Origin of the sequence: Aquimarina algicola (assembly GCF_006443095.1) — a bacterium.
Lineage (GTDB): Bacteria > Bacteroidota > Bacteroidia > Flavobacteriales > Flavobacteriaceae > Aquimarina > Aquimarina algicola.
The window spans coordinates 489,666-511,859 of the sequence record NZ_VFWZ01000005.1; the positions used below are offsets into that span (position 1 = coordinate 489,666).

Consider the following 22,194-nt stretch of genomic DNA (forward strand, 5'->3'; position numbering starts at 1 on the left):
TTATTTTGAAGATTTTGAGGTACGATTTCCATACCATTCTAACCATAAAACAATACCAATACCAACACATATATAAAAAATACTGATATACGTTTCTAGTATAGTAAAGTTTGGAAAATAACGATCGTAATTATCAAGTATAGGATTGCCTAAAGCGTCGATTTGTATATTTCCGAGAGAATCTAATTTGTATACTTTGTTTTTCCAGGGCCACACAACACCTAAAGAACCGGTAATAAAACCAATAATAATTGCAAAAGTAGCATTTTTGAAATGCTTCAGAACATATCCAAGTATATGTGATAGCGTTACTAATCCGGTAACAGAGCCTAGACTAAATATGGTAAGTACTTTTAATAACCGAATTCTTTTAACATCTTCTACAAAAGAAAAGTCCCAACGAATAATATCTGCAATGGTATCATATAGAGCATTGACTGAGTCTACAAGTAGCAGTACATAATTACCAAGTAATATTAATATGAATGATCCGGATAGTCCTGGTAATGTCATGCCCGAAACACCAATGATTCCACAGAAAAAAACAAACCATAGATTATCATTTTCTTTTGCGGGGTCCATTAAACTTATCCCGACTCCAATAATGGTACCTGTTATAATGAGAAAAATATTTTTGGGACTCCAATCACTAAAATCTTTAACGATATAATAAATAGACCCTATGATCATACCAAAAAAAGAAGCCCATACATATAATTCATAATGAATAATAAGATAGTCAAGTATTTTTGAAACGCTAAAATAGCTTATCAACATTCCCAGAATAAGTAATCCTAAGAATTTACCATTAATATATCTCCAAAAACTTTTGAACCTGAAATTAGTAAAAAGCTTGAATGCTTTGAAGTTTATTTTTTGTAACGAGTAGATAAATTCTTCATAAAAACCGGCTACAAAGGCTACAACTCCACCAGATACTCCTGGAACTTTGTTAGCAGCACCCATGGCAAGACCTTTGATGATCAAAAAAAATCTATCTGTAAAGGTTCGAGTGCTTTGTTGCATGAATGATTAATTTGCTTTTTTGGTAGAAAGTCGCTCTAAAATAAGAATAATCAGAAAGCCTATCGTTGTAAATGCTAACACCCATATAATTTTACTATCCCCTTCAAATTGTGTAGGGAGTATACTTTTTTCTATAAATGGAATCTCTACTCCTTCTGAGTTAGTTCGCCAAGAAAGTACTTTTTTCCATGGCCAAAGTTTGTTTAGAGATCCGATCATAAAACCTGTGAGTATAGCCAACGTTGTATTTTTATGGTTTAGGAACATCCAATTTAATACTTTGGAGAAAATTTTAAGCCCCGTAATTGCACCAATAGCAATAAGTAATAGCTTAGAGATAGCTTGCCATAAGATGTCAAAATCAAATTGCAAGAGCCCATTTCTTAATTGATTTAAAATGTCTATAAATGTTTGATATGCACCCAATATTAATAGAATGAATGCTCCCGAAACACCTGGCAGTATCATAGCAATTATAGCGATAAACCCACAAAATATAAGATACCAATGACTCTCGGGAGAAGAAAATGGTTCTGCTATTGTGATTAAATATGAAAGTATAGCAGAGATGATTATAGCAATAATAACAACTAATTTCCAACGAGTGATTTGTTTGGCAATATAAAATATACTAGCCAAGACTAATCCAAAGAAAAATGCCCACAACAATAAAGGTTCATTATGCATGAGCCATTTTATAAGTTTTGCCAATGATAATATACTTATTGCGATCCCGGTAAATAATGCAGTCAAAAATGAAAGATTGTATTTTTTCCAGGAGGCTAAAAAGCCATCTTTTTTCCAAGAAGAAAAAAACGAAAAGTCTAAGTTATTTATAGTTTCAATTAATTCTTGATATATACCTGATATAAAAGCTATCGTTCCTCCTGAGACACCAGGCACAACATCTGCTGCACCCATGGCTAGTCCTTTAAGAGAAATAATAAGGTAGTCCTTAAGACTTCTTCGCATTAGTTTTTGATTTTAAATTTTGTTAATCAAAACAAATGTATGGATTTTTGCAATGCGGTCAACTTGGAAAAAAAGCACTCTTTTAGAAAGATTACTTTTGATATTCTGAAATTATTTTTTTGACAATTGTAAGGTTAAAAATGTTTTCAAAAAGCTCCTCTAATATGATATGAAATTCAAAATCAACTTTGAGTGCTTTTCTTAGATGTAATTCACCATTATTATACTCTTGTTTCTGATAATATAAACCAGCTAACCTGTATTGAATTTCAGCATTATCCGGGTAGAATTCTATTGCTTGTTTCAGGCATTGAATTGACGCATCTTCTTCTCCTAAAAATTTTAGAATATCAGATCTGTTTAACCAGGTTTCTAACTCATAATTTCCTAATTCTAATGCTTTTCTGTAGCCTCTTTCTGCCTCTTCAAAAAAAGCGAGTCGGTTATTTATTTTGGCATATCGTTTCCAGTATAATACATTCTCTGCATCAATACTGATAGCTTTATTAATGTAATATAATGCTTTTTGATAATCACGCTTACGCATATAAAAATCAGTAATAGCAATCCATCCTTTGTCTAAAAGAGGGTCTTCATGTACTGTTTTTGAATAATGCTGTATCGCTAGCTCTTTATTACCCAATTTTTCATGACATTTACCTATACGTAATAAGGCAAAAGAGGTAGGGTCATCTAACTCTAATGTTATTTTATAATTTTCAATCGCTTCATTATATCTTCCTAACTTTTCGAGTACTTTTCCTTTTTCTAAATAAGCACCAATGAAGTATTCATCACTTATTATCGCAAAATCAAATGCTGCGAGTGCTTTTTCATATTCTTTTAAATCGAAGTATTGTTTACCTACTTGGTGCCATGCTACTTCACAATACGGATTTTTATCCAGAAATAAATTTAAATATTCTATGGCTTCAGTATGTTGATCAAGAAAGTCAAAACAATAAATAACATTGTATAAAGCAGAATAATCTTCATCATCTGCTTCGAGACATCTCATGAAATTTGTTTTGGCATTTTCAAAATCATCCATAAACAAATACTCCATACCTATTAATGAGTACACATCGGCAGGATCATCTGTATATTCTAATGCCATCATTAAAAGCTCTATTGCTTTTACATGTTTGTTTTGTTTTGATAATATATTAGCCTTTTGAATATAAACTTCTTCATTTTCTGGCTCAATAGCATGCAATTGTGCTAGTAGAGTATCTGCTTTATCCAAGCGATTTTCAAAAACTAATACTTCGACCTTTAATAATTTTAGATTTACAGACGATGGATGCTGTGATAAACCTAATGCGATTGCTTTTTTTGCTTTTGCAATTTTTCCGTTCTCTAAATAATGATGTATAATAGATTCGAACTCGTCCGAATCAAAAAACTTTACATCATTAGATCTCAACATAGATTCATATCTAGTAATTGAGAAATTATTTTCTTCTTCTTCGTGGTTAAACTTCATCCGGTAGCGTTTACTTTATACATTTATCAGATGGAATTCATTTTGTAGATTATTTATTGTTTTAAAATAAATTTTTAAATCATACAAAACTCATTTCATACACGTTGATTAAAGATGTTTTAAAAATCATAGAAAATTGGATAAATGTTTTTTGTCTTCCTTTTACATCTGTTAAGCATCATAACATGAAACTTAACTTACTTCCTGTTTCTTTGATTTGTTTAGTATTAAAATTACAAATGATATTGAATCATTATACTTATTCAACCAATTGTTTTTAACAAACTAATTAACAAAACGTGTACCATTTCTTTAGTTTGCTGAACTTTAATTTTATAGAGGCTGTAATAAAAAATATTTGAATCTTTGTGGAAAGTTATATCTCTAATCAATATAAGTCTTTTTATGGAAAAAATAAAGTAATACGGATACTTTAACTATTTTGGATTTCGTCTAGAACATCAAGAATTATTTTACATCCTTCTTTGATCTCTTCGATAGAGATAGTTAACGGAGGTGTTATCCGAACAGCTAAAGGCTCATATAATAGCCAAAATAAAATCAATCCTCTTTCTTGGCATTTTAAGACGATTTGATTAGTGATTTCTGCTGATGGTGTTATAAAAGCAAGCATAAGTCCAATACCCCTAATTTCTTTGATTAAAGGATGAATGAGAAGAGATCTAAATATTTTTTCTTTTTCTAAGGAAGCTGCCATTACGTCACTTTCTGTAATCTCTCGTAATGTTGCCAAAGCGGCAGCCGCAATTACAGGATTGCCTCCAAATGTTGTAATGTGCCCTAGTTTTGGGTTGTCTTGTAATTGATCCATCACAGCAGTAGAAGCAGTAAAGGCTCCTATTGGTAATCCACCTCCCATACCTTTGCCCATAGCTATAATATCAGGAACGATATTATAATTTTGGAAACCAAATAGTTTTCCGGTTCTTCCAAAGCCAGGTTGTATCTCATCCAAAATTAGCATTGCACCAACTTCTTTACAACGTTGACTAACTTTTTCTAAATAATTTTTTTTGGGAACAATGAATCCTGCGCCACCTTGGATTGTTTCTAAAATTATTCCTGCAGTTTTTGTAGTGATGTTTTTTAGTTCTTCTTCATTATTAAAATTTATAAATGAAACATCAGGGATAAGAGGTCTAAACGCTTGTTTACGTTCTTCGTAACCCATTACACTCATAGATCCCATAGTATTACCATGATAGGCAAGCTTTGCAGCAATAATTTGACTTCGTCCTGTTACTCTTCTAGCTAGTTTTAAAGATCCTTCTATTGCCTCTGTTCCAGAATTGGTTAAATAGGTTTTTTCTAAAGGTTTGGGTAGGAGAGAGGCCAGTAGTTTTGTGAGTTCTACAGCAGGTTTTTGGATATATTCTCCATATACCATTACATGTAGATACTTATCAAGTTGCTCTTTTACAGCTTTGATTATTTTGGGGTGGCGATGCCCCAAACTACAAGCAGAGACTCCGGCAACAAAATCCAGATATTTTTTGCCATCGGTGCTATAAATATAGCTTCCATTTGCATGAGATATTTCTATTGCTAATGGGTGTGGAGTCGTTTGCGCTTGATATGTAAAGAAGTCTTCTTTCAATATTGGGTGGTTTTTTAATTTATATTTAAAAAAATATCTTTTAAAAAAGGTGTTTATTGTTTCTGTAGACTATCGATTACTTTATTGTTTTCTTCTTCTTTATATTGTAATGTTGTTACAGTAATACTATCTCGCTCTTTTGCTGTGCGAGACATATCTAAATCGATCATAGATGTTTTTTTCTGATCTTTTCTTGTTTCTTTTTCTACATCTTCTTTAATTTCTGTTTTTGGAGTGATAGTATCCAGATTTTGCAAAGAGTCTAGTTTTTCGTTGGTTTCTTTTAATTCTGCATCTTTAAGCTCTTGTTCTAATAATCTTGATCCTTCTGATTTATTATCTTCAAGACGTTTTACAGTATCTTCATCAAAAAAGTCATCTTCTACTTTTGGCAAGGGGATTCCTTTTATTTTGATTAATTCTAAAGGTGCTTCTCCTCTAAATAAATCTGCTTTGCTTTTGATTTGTTCCTCTCCCCGCCAATTAAGCCCGGATAATTCTCGAGCATTTTCTGGCAGATCGATTTCTCTATATAATGTACCGTCAATATTTTGGTAATAATAAACATCTTCAATCTCCCGGTTACTCATTAGCATTCGTATGGAACTTGAGAGTACTTTATTGATCCCGATAAGTTTAAGTTCGCCTTCGCTTTCTCTTTGAAAAAATATGGTTTCTGTATTTTTATCTATATCTACTTGATAGAGTTCATTATCTTTAAATAATCCATAAAGAATTTGACCTTTTACCTGGTTATAGCCGGCTTTAAGTGTATCTTCTTGTGCTAGAAATGCGTTTTCGTAGACTTTTAAAGAATCCAGTTTTTCTGTTTTGGTATTTGATATAAGAATTATGGTGTCGCCGGTCATTTGATTTCGTTGCGACCATAATATAGGATTGCCAAGCATTCGGGTATAACCTGTAGTTTGGTTTACATTAATAGAATCACTTTTACCACTCATGGTACTTTTATAAATTCTTACATCATAAAAACCATTCATAATTCGATGATTCGGTTTTCCTGTTATCATAAGTGTATCGCTATGAATAAAGATGGAATCATTTTCTTGTAAGGTAGCAGCAAGTGCTCTCTTTGTTATAAAGACAGAGTCTTTGTCTTTGAAAACTTCTGCATAATGACCTGTTATTACAGATTGATTGGCAGTATCTAATACTTTAATATTATTTGTTGCAGATGCAAATTGAATGGCACTATTATAAAAGATACTATCTCCAAAAACGGTACGTTCATCATAATCAATTTTTGCATTTTGTATTGCATATCCTGTTTTTACTTTTGTGTCATAGAATCCTCTTTCACAATATAAAGTACTTTCTTTACCTTTTACGGTTGATGGACCATATAGATATGCATGGCCGTTTTCTGTAAAATAGTCTAATCGATCAGAATCTACTGTATTTTCAGGATTTACAATTTTTACATCTGTATTAAATGAATATTGTTTTCTATCCATAAAATACCTACCTATTTTACTGGTCAATGTATTAGAAGAATCTTTAACAGTACCTCCGCTTCTGTAATAGGCTTGTTGTTTTAGACGATCAAAAAATAAAGTATCTGTGCTCAAAGTATTAGAAGGGGTTTCCATAAACACTTGATCGCGAGCATATGCAAATTGAGTGTTGCCATTATATTCTGCATATTTACTGGTCATAGTTAACGTATCTCCTTGTTTGATGATAACATTACCTAGCGCCTTTACAAATCTATCTTCTCCATAGTGAACAGCTTGATCGCACCATATTTCGATACCTTCATGCTGCATATAGACTTGTTTATCAACTTTGGCAAGTATTGTAGCACCAGGAAATCGATTTTGATCTTTTATTGTACGGTCAGATTGTACTTTGATTTGTTTCCCTTCTTGTGCAAATACTGTTATCGAAAGAAAAAAGATAATCAAGGTATAGAAAAATGTATTCTTCAAATGTCTAAAATTTGTATGCAAAATAACGAAAATTGTAGCTAATGATTGTAGTATAATACTTTAAATAAAAACCACATCTACATTTAAAATACATAAAAAATGAAAATTTGTTGCAAGATAATAGTAAACCTGGATTTTTGTGAGTACGTATATACTTAGGGATTCAAGACTTTAACGTTTTTGTTTCTATGATTTTTAGATTTTATTAACACTTTATGTGCTTAAGCATCAGTAAATTGCTGAAGGAAAACAACAAGAATTAAAGACCTGTAGCTATGGGGATAGCTCGGTTTTACAGTCAATTTTTATCGATAGATAGATACATACTCATTTTTTTGTATTCACAAATTGGTATTTCAATTTAATTGTAAAAACTCAGGTTGTATTATTAATAACAAAAGAGTAATAGATGGTTTTTATAAAAAACTTTGGGGCTCTATTATTTTTGTTTTTTTGGGGGACAATTATTTCGCAAGAAAAACAGCTACAAAGAGCAAATCAGGCTTTTGAAGAACATGGACATTCTAAAGCTAGAAATATTTACAAAAAAATTCTAAGAAAAGGATATCATGATAAAGAACTATATGAAAAAATAGGGGATTCATATTACTTTGATGGTAAATTAGAAAAAGCTGCACATTGGTATGAAGAATTGGTAAAACGACATCCTTCGCAAATTAAATATGAACATTTAAAACGATATGCTCATTGCCTTAAACATATTGGAAGTTATATAGATCAAGATGTGACTCTTCAGAAATTATTTATAAACAAAATTCAAAATCTTGATAATGATTTAGCAAGTATAGTGCCTGTTAATTATTTGCAATCAGAAAATCTATCTATGAGATTTGTTGTAAATGCTCTGTCAATTAATTCTAAATATTCTGAATATTCACCTAGTTTTTATAATAATGAATTAGTCTTTGCATCTTCTAGGAGCTCAAAAAGCTTTTCTTCTGTAGTAAACGACTGGAATAATCAACCCTTTTTAGATCTTTATTATACTACAAAAGGTCAAAAGAAAATAACAAGACTAAAAGGGGATATTAATACAAAATTTCATGAATCTTCTGCTGTTTTTAGTAAAGACGGAAAAACAGTTTATTTTACTAGAAATAATTATTCAAAAGGAAAATTGAAAAAGAGTACAGGTGGTACCACATTATTAAAAATCTATAAAGGAGAATATAGTAAAGGAAAATGGATAAATATTGAAGAATTACCTTTCAACAGTAACGAATATTCTATTGCACATCCTGCGCTTTCGCCAGATGGCCGGTTATTATATTTTGCAAGTGACATGCCGGGTAGTTTAGGAGAGTCTGATCTTTATGTTTGTAGCATAAATGAAGATGGAAGTTTTGGAAAACCAAAGAACTTAGGTAGTAGCATTAACACCTCTGGAAGAGAAACTTTTCCATATATCAGCGATAAAGGTAATTTGTTTTTTGCAAGTGATGGTCACAAAGGATTAGGAGGATTGGATATATTTATGGCAACCCAGAATGATACAGGTAATTTTGATATATATAATCTAGGAGAACCTATTAATAGTAATAAGGATGATTTTACTTTTATTATTGATGAAAGTAATCATAGGGGATATTTTGCCAGTAATAGAAAAGGGGGTATGGGTGATGATGATATTTATGGCTTTAAACAGATTATATCATTTCCGGATCAAAAGCTGAGATCTAAACCGGTTAAGAAGTTAGAAAGAATCTTTAGACTTCAACCTGTTAAAGTTGAAACTACATCTTTGTAATTTCTTAGGAGATTAAATCAAAAACACCGTTTAAGATCGAAGTCTAAACGGTGTTTTTTTAGTACAATATTTTATGTTTATTACCTATGTATTGTTTGTTTTCTATCTGGTCCAACGGATACTATGGTAATAGGTGTTTCAAGTTCTTTTTCTAAAAATGCTATATAATCATTTAGCTCTTTTGGTAATTGAGAAGCTTCTGTCATTTGTGTCAGATCTTCAGACCAACCTTTTACTTCAGTATAGATAGGGGTAACATTTTCTGCCTCGATATTATATGGTAAATGAGTGATAGTCTCTCCTTTATACTTGTATGCGGTACATACTTTTAAGGTATCAAAGCCGCTTAAAACATCGCCTTTCATCATCATTAGTTTAGTTACTCCGTTGACATGAACGGCATATTTAAGAGCAACAAGATCTAACCATCCACATCTTCTGGGTCTTCCTGTTGTAGCTCCAAATTCGTGCCCTACTTTTGCCATTGTTTCTCCATCTTTATCAAAAAGTTCAGTAGGGAAAGGGCCGCTACCTACACGTGTGGTATATGCTTTAAAAATTCCAAATACATCTTTAATTTTGTTTGGGGCAATACCCAAACCGGTACAAGCACCAGCAGCAGTAGTATTAGAAGAGGTTACAAATGGATATGTTCCAAAATCGATATCTAATAAAGATCCTTGTGCTCCTTCTGCTAGTATCGTTTTTCCTTCTTTTTGGGCTTGATGAAGATATTCTTCGCTATCGATAAAAGTGAGTGTTTTTAACGTTTCAATGGCTTCAAAAAACTCTTGTTCTAGTTCTTTTAAATCATATTCGATTTTTGCGTCATAAAAATCGATCATGGCTTCATGCTTATTGGCCAGATTTCTATATCGATCTTTCCAATCTTCGAGTTCCAGATCACCAACTCTTATACCATTTCTTCCGGTTTTGTCCATATATGTAGGGCCAATTCCTTTTAAAGTTGATCCTATTTTTGCTTTTCCTTTTGAAGCTTCGGAAGCAGCATCAAGAATTCTATGCGTTGGTAATATCAGGTGTGCTTTTCTAGAAATGAGTAGTTTTGATTTGTAATCAAGATTAAATTTATTGAGGTTATCTAATTCTTTTTTGAAGATTACCGGGTCTATAACTACACCATTTCCTACGAGGTTAATAGCTTTATCATGAAAAATACCGCTTGGAATCGTATGTAAAACATGTTTTATGCCATCAAACTCGAGCGTATGTCCGGCATTAGGACCGCCTTGAAATCGAGCTATTATATCGTAATCTTTTGTTAGAACATCTACAATTTTTCCTTTACCTTCATCTCCCCATTGAAGACCAAGTAATAAGTTTACCGCCATTAGTTTTTTTGATTAATTGATTGGATTTTTTTTGGTGCCATAGAAATACAAAGAATGATTTGTAATATCTACATCAAAAATTTCTTCTATAGTTTTTTTAATAGACTGGATTCTAGGATCACAGAACTCTAAAACATCACCAGTGTCGGTAAGTATAAGGTGGTCATGTTGTCTATCAAAATAAGATTTTTCGTATTGTGCTTGATTTTGCCCAAATTGATGTTTTCTTACTAGTTTACATTCAAGCAAAAGCTCTATAGTATTGTAAAGAGTAGCACGGCTTACTCTATAATTTTTATTTTTCATTTTGATATATAGAGATTCTATGTCAAAATGTTCGTCACTTTCGTAAATTTCTTGAAGTATGGCATATCTCTCAGGTGTTTTTCTATGACCATTTTCTTCAAGGAAGCTGGTAAACACATTTTTAACTATTGCCTGATCGTTTTCTGTAGTTGCTTTAGTACTCATACATTTAAAAAAACAAAGTTACATTATTTTTTTATAGCTCCCTAACCAATATAGAGGTAATTAAGTTTCTTTTATGTATTTGAAGATAAATTTGGTTTTGAATTTATTCTCTGAATACTTTGTCAATACCATTTATTTTTGCAAGATTTTTGATTACTGTTTTGAGTGTGTTTTTATTTTTTACACCTACTGTAATTTTTCCGGTAAATACTCCATCGTTTGTATCAAATTGCATATTGTAGATTGCCAAATGCATGTTGTTTGAAATAATTTGGGTAACTTCATTTACAACACCAATATTATCAATACCATTTAACTTAATAACAGCTTTGAATTCTTCCTGACTAGAATCTATCCACTTGGCAGGAATGATTCTATAGGCGTAATTACTTTGTAATTGTAAAGCGTTTGGACAATCATTTTTATGAACTTTGATTCCTTCATTTACAGTAATAAAACCAAAAACATCATCTCCTGGTATAGGATTACAACAATTTGATAATTTGTATTCTAATTTTTCAGAATCTTTTCCGAAGACAAGAAGATCAAACTTTGATGTGATTTCTTCTTTATCAACATCTTTTATGTTACCACGTCGAATTCTATTTTTAATAAAATTCATGAAGACATTACTACGTGTTGTAGCAAAATCTTTAATTTTTTGATTATCTATGGTTCCGATACCAACTCTATAAAAAAGATCCAGACTGGTTTTTAACTTAAAATAGAGGACAAGTTCGTTGACTACTTTTTCGCTCATTGTGATTTTCTGTGAGCGAAGTTTTCTTTTTAGAATAACTTTGCCATCTTCTGCAATTTGCTTTTTTTCATCACGTAAAGCAGATTTGATTTTTGATCTGGCTCTTGCAGTCGTTGCATAATCTAGCCAGTTAGAAGATGGTTTAGCTTTGCTGGAAGTAATGATTTCGACCTGGTCGCCATTTTTTAATTCGTGACTTAAGGGAACAAGTTTTCCGTTTACTCGAGTTCCTCTTGTCTTTAATCCTACTTCTGTATGAACACTAAATCCAAAGTCTAATGCAGTAGCTCCTTTTGGTAATGATTTGAGATCACCTTCTGGTGTAAAAACAAAAATTTCTTTTGCATACAAATTGAGTTTGAACTCTTCAACAAAATCTACAGCATTAGCCTCAGAGTTTTCTAAAGCTTCTTGTAATCTGTTGAGCCAGCCATCTAATCCTTGATCTTGTTTTTCTTCGGTATTTTTGTATTTGTAGTGAGCAGCGTATCCTTTTTCTGCAATTTCATGCATACGTTCACTACGAATTTGAACTTCTACCCATTTGCTGTCAGGACCGATAACGGTTATATGTAGTGCTTCATAACCTGTAGATTTAGGTTGTGATATCCAATCTCTAAGTCGTATAGGATTCGGACGATAATAATCTGTAACAACCGTATATATTTTCCAGGCGATAAATTTTTCGTTCTCCAGATCAGATTTATAGATAATGCGTATGGCAAACTTGTCATAAACTTCATCAAACGTGATGTTTTGTTTTACCATTTTTCTTCTGATAGAAAAAATAGATTTTGGTCTTCCTTTAATATCATAATTAAGTCCTTCTCTATCTAATCCTTCTTTAATACGATCAGAAAACCTTTTTATATATTCATCCTGTTCTTCTTTACTTTCTGTTATTTTCTCTAGTATATCTTTATATACTTCGGGTTCAGTATATTTTAGTCCTAGATCTTCTAATTCTGTTTTTATATTGTATAAGCCGATTCGATGGGCTAGGGGAGCGTAGATATAAAGTGTTTCTGAAGCAATTTTGACCTGTTTATCAGGGCGCATAGAATCCATAGTTTGCATATTGTGCAAACGATCTGCAATCTTAATAATGATTACTCTAACATCATCATTAAGGGTTAAAAGCATTTTTCTAAAGTTCTCTGCTTGTAAAGAGATGTCTTTATCTTTTTTTAATGACGATATCTTTGTAAGTCCATCAACAATACGAGCAACAGTTTCTCCAAACATTTGCTCGATATCTACCAAAGTATATTCCGTATCTTCTACAACATCATGTAAGAGAGCAGCGGCAATTGAAGTGGCATCTAACCCAATCTCACTCGCAACAATCTTAGCAACCGCGATAGGGTGAAAAATATATGCTTCTCCACTTTTTCTTCTTTGGTCTTTGTGCGCATCTACAGCTACATCAAAGGCTTGTCTAATTAGTATCTTATCTTCTTTTGAAAGATTTCTATAGCTTATACGAAGCAATTCTTTATATTGCTTAGCTATTTTTTTGTTTTCTTCATCTATAGCAGCTTCAGTCATAACAAAATGTTTTTATAAAAAGCCCTATTAATTGTAATGTGTGATACCCCAAAGCCCGTTTACTTTAATATAAATATAGACAAAAATTGTACCTAAAAACTATAGAATACCATAATTTTTATTTATACAATAATTCTAATCATTATCAATAAAGGTCAAAATTCTAATCATTATCAATAAAGGTCAATAATTCTTTTATTTTCTTAAGTTTTTGATCCTTTGTGCTAAAGTGGGATGAGAATAATGTATAAATACCATTGCGGGATGAGGTGTCAAATTACTAAGGTTATTTTTTGATAGTTTTTTTAGACTACTGATCAATGCTTCACCATTATATGTAGCCTTTGCATAATTATCTGCTTGATACTCAAATATTCTTGAGACAATATTGATAACTAAACCTGTAATTTCAGAAATCGGACTATATAAAATACCAAAAGCGATTAACCCAATGTGAAACGAAGGTTGTTCTACTTTTAACGCTTCAGAAAGTATAGGATTAGCGATAAGAAGCGATAAAAACCATAATGTAAGGCCAGTAAGTAATATTGATAATACAAGATTAAAAATAATGTGTTTTTTCTTATAGTGTCCAACCTCATGAGCCAATACCGCTACAATTTCTTCATTATCCAAATCCTTGATAAGTGTATCATATAATGTAACTCGTTTTTCAGAACCTAATCCTGAAAAGTATGCATTTGCTTTTGTACTTCTTTTAGAACCGTCTATTACAAAAATATCTTTTAATTGAAACCCAACTTTTTTTGAATAAGCCTCTATAGTATCTCTTAATTCTCCTGGTTCTAAAGGAATTTGCTTATTGAAGATAGGAACAATAAGTTTCGCATAAAACATATTCATTATAAGTGTAAATATCGATATTAATGCCCATGCATATATCCAAAATGAGTTTCCTGTAATTTGATAGAACCAAATGATCAAAGATAAAAGACCGCCTCCTACAATAACCATCATGATCAAGCTTTTAATTTTATCTACAAAAAAAGTCTTGATTGTTGTTTTATTAAAACCGAATTTTTCTTCGATAACAAATATTTTGTAATACGATACAGGTGTAGAAAGAATATCACTTCCAATCATTATGATCCCAAAAAAAATAAGACCTACAACTATAGGATTACTAGAAAAGCCTCTTGCAATATGATCAACCCATGCAAAACCATCTAAAAAGAAAAAGAGGAGCATTATTGATAAAGAAATAGTAGATGAAACTATCTTAAATTTATAGTTAACTTTTTTATATTCAATAGATTTTTGATACTCATCTTTTGGATAAACATCCTGAAGTTCATTTGGGATATCATCATTATAATGTCTGGCATTAAGAAAGTCTAATAAAGTATCTATTAGAAAAACTATTATAATAATTGATATCAATAGGTAAAAAAGAGAATTGGGGGTCATTGAATTTTAGCAATTAAGTCGTTCAAAATTTGGGGTTTGTAGGAAAGCGTAAGGTAATGATTTTAATTTGTTTTTACGATAGTTTTATCTTTTAATCATCAAATCCCCTTTGCCGTTTAGCTTCAAAAATAAGAATACCAGCAGCTACAGATACATTCATAGAATCAATAACACCATTCATTGGGATTTTAATATTTTGAGTTGTATGCGCTAAGATATAATCGCTTAGCCCTGTGGCTTCGGTTCCTACTATAATAGCAGAAGGTTTTGTATAATCTTGTCGTGTATAATTTGTTGAGGAATCTAATGCCGCACCATACATATTGATATTGTGACTTTTTAGAAATTGTATAACTTCTGTCATAGTACCGGTAGCTACATTATTTGTAAATACACAACCTACACTTGATCGAATAATATTAGGATTGTAAATATCGGTCTTTGGATTAGCAATAATAACAGCATCTAATTGCGCGGCATCTGCCGTTCTTAATAGAGCTCCTATATTTCCAGGTTTTTCAGGAGCTTCTGCAACGAGTATTAGTGGATTTTTATTTGGAATTAACAGATTTTCTATTGTAGTACTTTTATATTTTGCTAATGCAATAATACCTTCTGTTGTTGATCTATATGCAAGCTTTTGATAGATCTCTGTAGTTACTTCAAAAAAATCAATGTGCTGATGTATATTTGAAGTCAACTTACTCGCCTGCTCATAGGTGCAAATATCATGGCAATAATATATTTGAGTAATAGTATATCCTCCCTCTAAAGCTAATGAGATCTCTCTTTTGCCTTCAATAATGAAACACTTTTCTTTTTTACGAACTTTTGATTTTTCCTTTAATTGTAATAGAAGTTTAATTTTATTGTTTTGTAAACTTTGTATTTTATTTTGCATAGCTACAAAGATACTAAGAGTTAAAAAAAAGAAACTAGGATAAGTCGAAAGAGTTGAGTTCTTTTATAATTGATTTTAATTCCTTTATAATATCGAGGTAACGATTATTAATAAAGGTAAAAGAATTCAAAATAATATTAAAATCGGTATTTTCTCTTGCAGCTTTTTCAATTTTTACTAGCGCATTGGTTTCATCATGTAAACCTATAGTTCTAAAACTAGATTTAAGCTTATGAGCTATTTCTCTTATAAAATCAATATCCTTACTCTGTATTGCTTTTTCTAGTTTTTTATAATCTAAAGTAGTTTCGTCAACAAAGATTTGTAGAACATTTATGATAATATCGCTATCATTATGAAATGTTTTTTGTAGGAAAGAAAGATCACAAAATTTTGTTTTTTTCTGTTGAACAGGCTGATTTTGTTCTGTATTATTTTCTCTGTGAGTCAAACTCAAAAGAATTTCTCTTAATTCATTTTCTCCTAGAGGTTTAGTCAGGTAAAAATCCATTCCAGCTTCAAATGCCTTTTTTTTAGATTCTGGAAACACATCAGCAGAGCAGGCTACTATAGGAATTTTGCTTACTTTCGGATCTTGCATTTTTCGTATTTGAATAGTTGTTTCTGCTCCATCCATTACTGGCATATGCATATCCATAAGAATGAGGTCAAATACATTATTTTCTAATTTTTCTAAAGCAATTTTACCATGATCTGCTATTTGTACGTCAATATTCCAGTTCGATAATAGTTGTTTTATAAAAAATTGATTCATTTTATTATCCTCTACGACTAATACTTTGATCTGGGATAAAATTTGATCTTCTTGTTCAGAAATTATACCTGTTTTAGTTGACTCGGAGTATTTAAAATTACTTTTATCATAATTGATAGAAAAATTAAAAGTAGAACCAAAATCTAATCGGCTTTCTGCATGAAGCGTTCCTCCTTGTAGTTCTATAAGCTGTTTTGATATTGCAAGTCCTAGTCCGGTTCCTTCTATTTTATTTTTTCCAGGCTTATGTATTTGGTAAAAACTTTCAAAAATGTTTTTAAGTTTATTTTGAGGGATACCTACTCCGGTGTCACGTACTGAAAAATCGATTGAGATTTTATTATTTGTTGTTTCTTTAGCAATAACACTAATAGAAATCTCTCCTTTGTGAGTAAACTTTATAGCATTGCCAAGAAGATTTAAAAGTATTTGATTTAACCTTAATTGATCTCCAATAATAAATTTAGGAACAGATGTATCAATAGCCATCTTGTACGTTAACCCTTTTTCTTCTGCCTTAATTTTGAAGCCTCTTGAAATATTGCTTATCAACTCTCTTAGATTAAAGTCGGTTTTATGTAACGCAAGTTTTCCAGCTTCAATTTTAGAAAAATCTAAAATATCATTGATAAGAGTCAGAAGGTTTTCGGCAGAGAATTGTATGCCATCAAGATTTTTTTTGTCAATTTCGAGATTGCTAAAATCGCTTTTTTGAAGAATACTCGTTAAGCCAAGAATTACATTAAGTGGAGTTCTGATTTCATGACTCATGTTTGATAAAAATATAGATTTTGCCTTCGCAGATTTTTCTGCAATTACTTTAGCTTCCCTAATTTCATTATCAATAATTTTTTTGTTGGTGATGTCTCTAAAAAATGCATGGAATAAATAATCATTTTTTGATTTAATAGCAATTATCGTAAGTTCAATATATACAACTGATCCATCCTTTTTTTGTATTGAAGTTTCAACCCGTTTATTGATTAATTCATTATTTCCAGTTTTTATATAATTATGGATACTACTTTTCAATACACGTCTTAGTTTAGAAGGAACCAAAGAAAAAATATTTTTGCCAATAGTATCCTCTCTTTTTAGTCCTAGTATATTTTCGGCTTGTTTATTCCAATTCAAAACAGTGCCTTTACTATTAGCAAGTATGATACCATCCATAGCAGTTTCGAGAACAGTAGTATTTAAGTGTTCGCTATATTTTAATTCTTCTTCTACTTTTTTTCGTTCAATGATTTCCTCTGTAAGTTTGGTATTAATTTCTTCTAAATTGTACAGCTGTTTTTGAAGCATTTTATGCATTTGTTGCTTACTGGGAAGGTTGATGAGGTCTTCTGCTAGAATCTCTTCTGGGATAACATTCAAAATAGAAGTAAATGATTCTAATAAATAATAAGATTGAAAATGCTCTTTGTATATTACTAAGTAAATATTCGTGACTGCATTAATCCCTAGACTGTTTCTTAATTTTAAGAAAATTTGATTCGAAAAATCTAAAAGCTTCTTTCTCTCTTTGATAAGTTCTAAAGTATTCAGATCATAAGGAGTATCAAGTTGTTTTTTTATGACGAGAATTTGATTGTCATTGTAATCACCAATTAATTCTGAAGATTTTTGTAAAATATTTATGAGAAATGATTTACAAAGAATTAATTCCTGCTCATTCAAAGGATTAAAAATAAGCTTAAAACTTTTATACTTAAACAGGTGTTGAAATTTATTAGAGACGTTATCTCTGATTGAATTTTTGGAAATATGTTTAGTGTAATTTTTTTCTATTATCAATTCTTCAAGAACCAGATAAGTTTGTGGTAATAAAGAGATTTTTTTTGCAAGCGATGCAGATTGAAACTCTTTTATTCTGTGATTCAAATTAATGGTAATAGATTGTTTGTCAATTTTCCTTATCAAAAAGTCAATAAGATCAATAATCTCTTGTTCTTCATGCTTTTTTGGAGGAAAAGTTATTTTTGGAGATATTATTTTATGGAACCAATTTTTAATCATTTAATAAAATTATATTTTACTGGCTTTATATATTTTATAAAATCCTAAAGCTGATAATCCCCAGGTAAGAATTAAAGCAAAAAACCAAATATAATTTCCTAGTGTGTTGCCAAAAATATTTTTGAAAAAGTTATAATTAAATATATGAGCTATTTGCATATGCAAATGCCCCAAAGCCATAACTACAAATCCCCAGGCAAGTAACTTCATGCCAGCTCCAAATTTTCCTCCTTTTAATTTAGAAGCAGTAAGAAAACTGAATACGAGAGCAATAGCTAAGAATGGTATTTCTAACAATCCAAAGATTACTTCTGTACTTACGTGATTTGAATGTTGTGTATGTTGGGTTTGAGAAAAAAGTAGAGAATGATTGAGGAACACTACAAATAAGATAAGGAGATAATAGTACTTTTTCTTCATAGCTTTTTAAGCTAAAATAATGAAAAATATTGAATTTAACATTTTTTAACAGATTAAAAGATTGTTTTTGTCGACAAAAAGCGCAAAAGATGTGTTGTTAAAATAGAAAAGCCCGTTGATCAACGGGCTTTTCTTATAGATAAATGAGATTGTTTATTTTATTAAAAGATTACTTATTTTACTTTTTCTACAATTGCTTTAAAAGCTTCTGGGTGATTCATAGCTAAATCTGCAAGAACCTTACGGTTTAATTCGATATTATTAGCTTTTACTTTTCCCATAAATTGAGAGTAAGACATACCGTGAATACGAGCACCTGCATTAATACGAGTGATCCATAACGCACGGAAAGTTCTCTTTTTGTTTTTACGGTCTCTGTACGAATATAACATCGCTTTATCAACCGCGTTTTTTGCTACTGTCCAAACGTTCTTACGTCTTCCGAAGTAACCTTTTGCCTGCTTAAGAACCTTTTTTCTACGAGCTCTTTTTGCAACTGAATTTACTGATCTTGGCATAATTTAAATTTTTTAGTAGTAGGCGATCTATTGAATAGATACTTTGTAATGGCCTAACTCCTGGGTTTATACTAATTTTAACCTGACTAAAGAATAAATTACTTTAAACGTAATTGTTCTTTAATACTATTTTCATCGCTTTTGTGCACTAATGTTGAGTGCGTCAAAGCTAGCTTACGCTTTTTAGATTTCTTTGTCAGTATATGACTCTTAAAAGCGTGCTTTCTTTTGATTTTACCAGTGCCAGTAAGCTTAAAACGCTTCTTTGCACTAGATTTTGTTTTCATTTTAGGCATTGTATCCTTGTTTTTATAATCTCATTTATTTATTGTAAAAATTTTCTAATACTAGAAAATTGATAGTATCATTATTTTTTAGGAGCGATAAACATTATCATACGTTTACCTTCTAATTTTGGCATTTGCTCAACTTTACCATATTCTTCTAATTCTTGTGCCAATCTTAGGAGTAATATTTGTCCTTGATCCTTATAAATTATAGAACGCCCTTTAAAAAATACGTAAGCTTTTAGTTTTGAACCTTCAGTCAAAAATTTGATAGCATGCTTTTTCTTAAATTCATAATCATGCTCATCTGTATTAGGTCCAAATCTAATTTCTTTTATAACAACTTTAGTTGCTTTTGATTTAAGAGCTTTATCTCTTTTCTTCTGTTCATAAAGGAATTTTTTATAATCCATTATTTTACAAACAGGAGGTACTGCTTTGGGTGAAATTTCTACAAGATCTAATTCTTGCTCTTCAGCAAGTTGTAGTGCTTTTTTTGTAGGATAAACACCTACTTCTACATTATCACCTACAAGACGCACTTCGTCAACACGAATTTTTTGGTTAATTCTGTGTGCATCTTCTTTAATGACTCTTGTTGGTTTTTGAGACCTTCTTCTTCTTATTGCTATGGCTTAAAAATTTTAAATTAAACTTATATACTAAAATAATTATATGTCAAAAGACTTCAATGTTTTGTTAATTTCTTGTTCTACAATCTTAGAAAAATCTTCTATAGAAATAGATCCCAAATCTTCTCCTCCATGTTTACGTACTGAAATAGTTTCAGTATTTTCTTCTTGTTCTCCGATGACTATAATATACGGAAATTTATTCATTTCCGCCTCTCGAATCTTTTTTCCTATAGTTTCGTTTCTATGATCCGCAAGGGCGCGAATTTCGTTATTTTCTAACAAATTTAAAACTTTTTCTGAGTATTTTTTATATTTCTCACTGATAGAGAGTATGATAGCCTGTTCTGGCATAAGCCATAACGGGAAGTTTCCTCCAGTATGTTCCAGTAGTATCGCAATAAATCTTTCTAAGCTTCCAAAAGGAGCTCTGTGGATCATAATAGGTCTATGTAGTTCATTATCACTTCCCTTATATGTTAAATCAAAACGCTCGGGCAAGTTATAATCAACTTGTATTGTTCCTAATTGCCAACTTCTCCCTAAGGCATCTTTGACCATAAAATCAAGTTTAGGTCCATAAAAGGCAGCTTCACCAGTTTCAATAACATAATTTAGACCTTTTTCTTTGGTAGCATTTAGAATTGCATCTTCAGCCTTTTTCCAGCTTTCGTCATTACCGATATATTTATCAGGATTTTCAGGATCTCTTAATGATACTTGTGCTGTAAAATTTTCAAACCCAAGAGAACTGAAAACATATAACACAAGATCTATTACGTTTTTAAACTCTTTATCTAACTGATCAGGAGTACAGAAAATATGAGCATCATCTTGAGTAAAACCTCTTACTCTTGTTAGTCCATGTAATTCACCACTTTGTTCATATCTGTAAACAGTACCAAACTCTGCATATCTTTTAGGAAGGTCTCTATAAGACCAAGGTTCACTATTATATATCTCACAATGATGAGGACAATTCATAGGTTTCAATAAAAACTCTTCACCTTCAGCAGGAGTGTTAATAGGTTGAAAACTGTCTTCTCCATATTTAGCATAATGACCAGACGTCACATAAAGATCTTTTTGACCAATATGAGGAGTCGCTACCATCTCATAGCCTGCTTTTTTCTGAGCTTTCTTTAAGAATTGTTCCAAACGATCTCTTAAAGCAGCTCCTTTTGGCAACCAAAGCGGTAATCCTTGACCTACTCTTTGTGAAAAAGTAAATAGTCCTAATTCTTTACCTAATTTTCGATGGTCTCTTTTCTTGGCTTCCTCTAATAATTCTAAATATTGAGTCAGTTCTTTTTGTTTAGGAAAAGAGGTGCCATATACTCTGGTAAGTTGTTTGTTATTTTCATCTCCCCGCCAATATGCTCCTGCAACACTCATAATCTTTACAGCTTTTATAAGACCTGTGTTAGGGATATGTCCTCCTCTGCATAAGTCGGTAAATGTATCATGGTCACAAAAAGTGATTGTTCCATCTTCAAGATTTTCAATTAATTCAACCTTATATTCATTACCTTCTTTTTTATATTTTTCCAAAGCTTCGGCTTTAGAGACAGATCTCATTTTAAAATCATGCTTTCCTCTAGCTATTTCTAGCATTTTGGTTTCGATAGTCTTAAAATCTTTTTCAGAAATAGTTTTGTCACCGAGATCTACATCATAATAGAATCCGTTTTCGATAGCAGGACCTATAGATAACTTTACGCCGGGATATAATTCCTCTAATGCCTGAGCTAATACATGTGACGAAGAATGTCTGAATGCATTTTTACCTTCGTCATCTTTCCAAGTATATAAGACAAGATTACCATCTGTGGTCAATTGAGTAGATGTCTCTATAGTATTATCATTAAATTTTGCAGAAATTACGTTTCTTGCAAAACCTTCACTAATATCTTTGGCAACATCCATTGCAGTAATACCACTTTGGTATTCTCTAACCGAACCATCCGGTAATGTAATCTTGATCATTATTTCTATAATTTGGTCGACAAAGATAATACCTTAATAAAATTCATACAATAGATAATGACAATATTAATTTTGAAGTAATATATAGAACATAAAAAGCATTCAAAACGACCTGAAGCTAATATATATGATAGGAGTTTTTTTTATTTTGAGGATTATTTTTATTGTAAAGCTAAGGTTACTAGAGTGTTAAGATTTTTGTTATTTTTTTTGGTTAAAAAAAGGTAATTTTTTTGTTGTTGATTTAAAAAAGGGTTGTATGTTTGCACCCGCAAAAC

At 31.1% G+C, this 22,194-nt stretch carries 17 protein-coding genes; 1 reads left to right on the forward strand and 16 read right to left on the reverse strand.

Going from position 1 to position 22,194, the window contains the following annotated elements:
- From FHK87_RS17885 to FHK87_RS17905, 5 genes are all read right to left on the reverse strand, one after another.
- On the reverse strand, positions 1 to 1,026 hold the full coding sequence (locus FHK87_RS17885) for a DUF368 domain-containing protein (RefSeq protein WP_140595134.1): 1,026 nt from the start codon (positions 1,024 to 1,026) through the stop codon (positions 1 to 3).
- Positions 1,027 to 1,032: 6 nt separating this feature from the next.
- On the reverse strand, positions 1,033 to 1,998 hold the full coding sequence (locus FHK87_RS17890) for a DUF368 domain-containing protein (RefSeq protein ID WP_140595135.1): 966 nt from the start codon (positions 1,996 to 1,998) through the stop codon (positions 1,033 to 1,035).
- A 91-nt stretch (positions 1,999 to 2,089) separates the two neighbouring features.
- Entirely contained in the window at positions 2,090 to 3,484 is a 1,395-nt protein-coding gene (locus FHK87_RS17895; protein WP_140595136.1) for a tetratricopeptide repeat protein, read from the reverse strand.
- Between the two features lie 433 nt (positions 3,485 to 3,917).
- Entirely contained in the window at positions 3,918 to 5,102 is a 1,185-nt protein-coding gene (locus tag FHK87_RS17900; RefSeq protein WP_140595137.1) for an aspartate aminotransferase family protein, read from the reverse strand.
- 53 nt (positions 5,103 to 5,155) lie between these two features.
- Positions 5,156 to 7,051, reverse strand: coding sequence for an OstA-like protein (locus tag FHK87_RS17905; RefSeq protein ID WP_140595138.1), 1,896 nt, complete (start codon positions 7,049 to 7,051; stop codon positions 5,156 to 5,158).
- Between the two features lie 409 nt (positions 7,052 to 7,460).
- Here FHK87_RS17905 and FHK87_RS17910 point away from each other — a divergent pair, with 409 nt between their 5' ends.
- Entirely contained in the window at positions 7,461 to 8,819 is a 1,359-nt protein-coding gene (locus tag FHK87_RS17910) for a PD40 domain-containing protein (protein WP_140595139.1), read from the forward strand.
- An 80-nt stretch (positions 8,820 to 8,899) separates the two neighbouring features.
- On the opposite strand, the gene FHK87_RS17915 is transcribed toward FHK87_RS17910, so the two are convergent.
- The 11 genes from FHK87_RS17915 to thrS all read right to left on the reverse strand — a co-directional run bounded on the left by FHK87_RS17915 (position 8,900) and on the right by thrS (position 21,916).
- A complete protein-coding gene (locus FHK87_RS17915; RefSeq protein ID WP_140595140.1) occupies positions 8,900 to 10,171 on the reverse strand; it encodes an adenylosuccinate synthase in 1,272 nt (423 codons plus the stop codon).
- Between the two features lie 12 nt (positions 10,172 to 10,183).
- A complete protein-coding gene (locus FHK87_RS17920) occupies positions 10,184 to 10,642 on the reverse strand; it encodes a Fur family transcriptional regulator (protein ID WP_140595141.1) in 459 nt (152 codons plus the stop codon).
- Between the two features lie 103 nt (positions 10,643 to 10,745).
- The gene (locus FHK87_RS17925) at positions 10,746 to 12,950 is read right to left on the reverse strand and encodes a RelA/SpoT family protein (RefSeq protein WP_140595142.1); all 2,205 of its coding nucleotides are present in this window, start codon (positions 12,948 to 12,950) and stop codon (positions 10,746 to 10,748) included.
- Between the two features lie 195 nt (positions 12,951 to 13,145).
- Positions 13,146 to 14,378 (reverse strand): M48 family metallopeptidase, encoded by a 1,233-nt coding sequence (locus FHK87_RS17930; RefSeq protein ID WP_140595143.1) that lies wholly within the window; start codon positions 14,376 to 14,378, stop codon positions 13,146 to 13,148.
- 91 nt (positions 14,379 to 14,469) lie between these two features.
- Positions 14,470 to 15,279, reverse strand: a complete 810-nt coding sequence (locus FHK87_RS17935; protein WP_140595144.1) for a TrmH family RNA methyltransferase — start codon at positions 15,277 to 15,279, stop codon at positions 14,470 to 14,472.
- A gap of 34 nt (positions 15,280 to 15,313) precedes the next feature.
- Complete coding sequence (locus FHK87_RS17940; RefSeq protein WP_140595145.1) at positions 15,314 to 18,073, reverse strand: PAS domain-containing hybrid sensor histidine kinase/response regulator; 2,760 nt, start codon at positions 18,071 to 18,073, stop codon at positions 15,314 to 15,316.
- A 9-nt stretch (positions 18,074 to 18,082) separates the two neighbouring features.
- Complete coding sequence (locus FHK87_RS17945) at positions 18,083 to 18,493, reverse strand: hypothetical protein (protein WP_140595146.1); 411 nt, start codon at positions 18,491 to 18,493, stop codon at positions 18,083 to 18,085.
- A 173-nt stretch (positions 18,494 to 18,666) separates the two neighbouring features.
- Positions 18,667 to 19,011 carry a 50S ribosomal protein L20 gene (rplT, locus tag FHK87_RS17950; RefSeq protein ID WP_140595147.1) on the reverse strand — a complete coding sequence of 115 codons (345 nt, stop codon included), beginning with the start codon at positions 19,009 to 19,011 and terminating at the stop codon, positions 18,667 to 18,669.
- 98 nt (positions 19,012 to 19,109) lie between these two features.
- Positions 19,110 to 19,307, reverse strand: coding sequence for a 50S ribosomal protein L35 (gene rpmI / locus FHK87_RS17955; protein WP_027394180.1), 198 nt, complete (start codon positions 19,305 to 19,307; stop codon positions 19,110 to 19,112).
- A 71-nt stretch (positions 19,308 to 19,378) separates the two neighbouring features.
- The gene (infC, locus tag FHK87_RS17960; protein ID WP_140595148.1) at positions 19,379 to 19,888 is read right to left on the reverse strand and encodes a translation initiation factor IF-3; all 510 of its coding nucleotides are present in this window, start codon (positions 19,886 to 19,888) and stop codon (positions 19,379 to 19,381) included.
- Between the two features lie 81 nt (positions 19,889 to 19,969).
- Complete coding sequence (gene thrS / locus FHK87_RS17965; protein ID WP_140595149.1) at positions 19,970 to 21,916, reverse strand: threonine--tRNA ligase; 1,947 nt, start codon at positions 21,914 to 21,916, stop codon at positions 19,970 to 19,972.
- Positions 21,917 to 22,194: the final 278 nt, after the last annotated feature.

Bases quoted from the DNA above. Each gene is read 5' to 3' on its own strand.
- FHK87_RS17885 (WP_140595134.1), bottom strand. From the start codon at position 1,026: ATGCAACAAAGCACTCGAACCTTTACAGATAGATTTTTTTTGATCATC.
- FHK87_RS17890 (WP_140595135.1), bottom strand. From the start codon at position 1,998: ATGCGAAGAAGTCTTAAGGACTACCTTATTATTTCTCTTAAAGGACTA.
- FHK87_RS17895 (WP_140595136.1), bottom strand. From the start codon at position 3,484: ATGAAGTTTAACCACGAAGAAGAAGAAAATAATTTCTCAATTACTAGA.
- FHK87_RS17910 (WP_140595139.1), top strand. From the start codon at position 7,461: ATGGTTTTTATAAAAAACTTTGGGGCTCTATTATTTTTGTTTTTTTGG.
- FHK87_RS17915 (WP_140595140.1), bottom strand. From the start codon at position 10,171: ATGGCGGTAAACTTATTACTTGGTCTTCAATGGGGAGATGAAGGTAAA.
- FHK87_RS17920 (WP_140595141.1), bottom strand. From the start codon at position 10,642: ATGAGTACTAAAGCAACTACAGAAAACGATCAGGCAATAGTTAAAAAT.
- FHK87_RS17925 (WP_140595142.1), bottom strand. From the start codon at position 12,950: ATGACTGAAGCTGCTATAGATGAAGAAAACAAAAAAATAGCTAAGCAA.
- FHK87_RS17930 (WP_140595143.1), bottom strand. From the start codon at position 14,378: ATGACCCCCAATTCTCTTTTTTACCTATTGATATCAATTATTATAATA.
- FHK87_RS17935 (WP_140595144.1), bottom strand. From the start codon at position 15,279: ATGCAAAATAAAATACAAAGTTTACAAAACAATAAAATTAAACTTCTA.
- FHK87_RS17940 (WP_140595145.1), bottom strand. From the start codon at position 18,073: ATGATTAAAAATTGGTTCCATAAAATAATATCTCCAAAAATAACTTTT.
- FHK87_RS17945 (WP_140595146.1), bottom strand. From the start codon at position 18,493: ATGAAGAAAAAGTACTATTATCTCCTTATCTTATTTGTAGTGTTCCTC.
- rplT (WP_140595147.1), bottom strand. From the start codon at position 19,011: ATGCCAAGATCAGTAAATTCAGTTGCAAAAAGAGCTCGTAGAAAAAAG.
- rpmI (WP_027394180.1), bottom strand. From the start codon at position 19,307: ATGCCTAAAATGAAAACAAAATCTAGTGCAAAGAAGCGTTTTAAGCTT.
- thrS (WP_140595149.1), bottom strand. From the start codon at position 21,916: ATGATCAAGATTACATTACCGGATGGTTCGGTTAGAGAATACCAAAGT.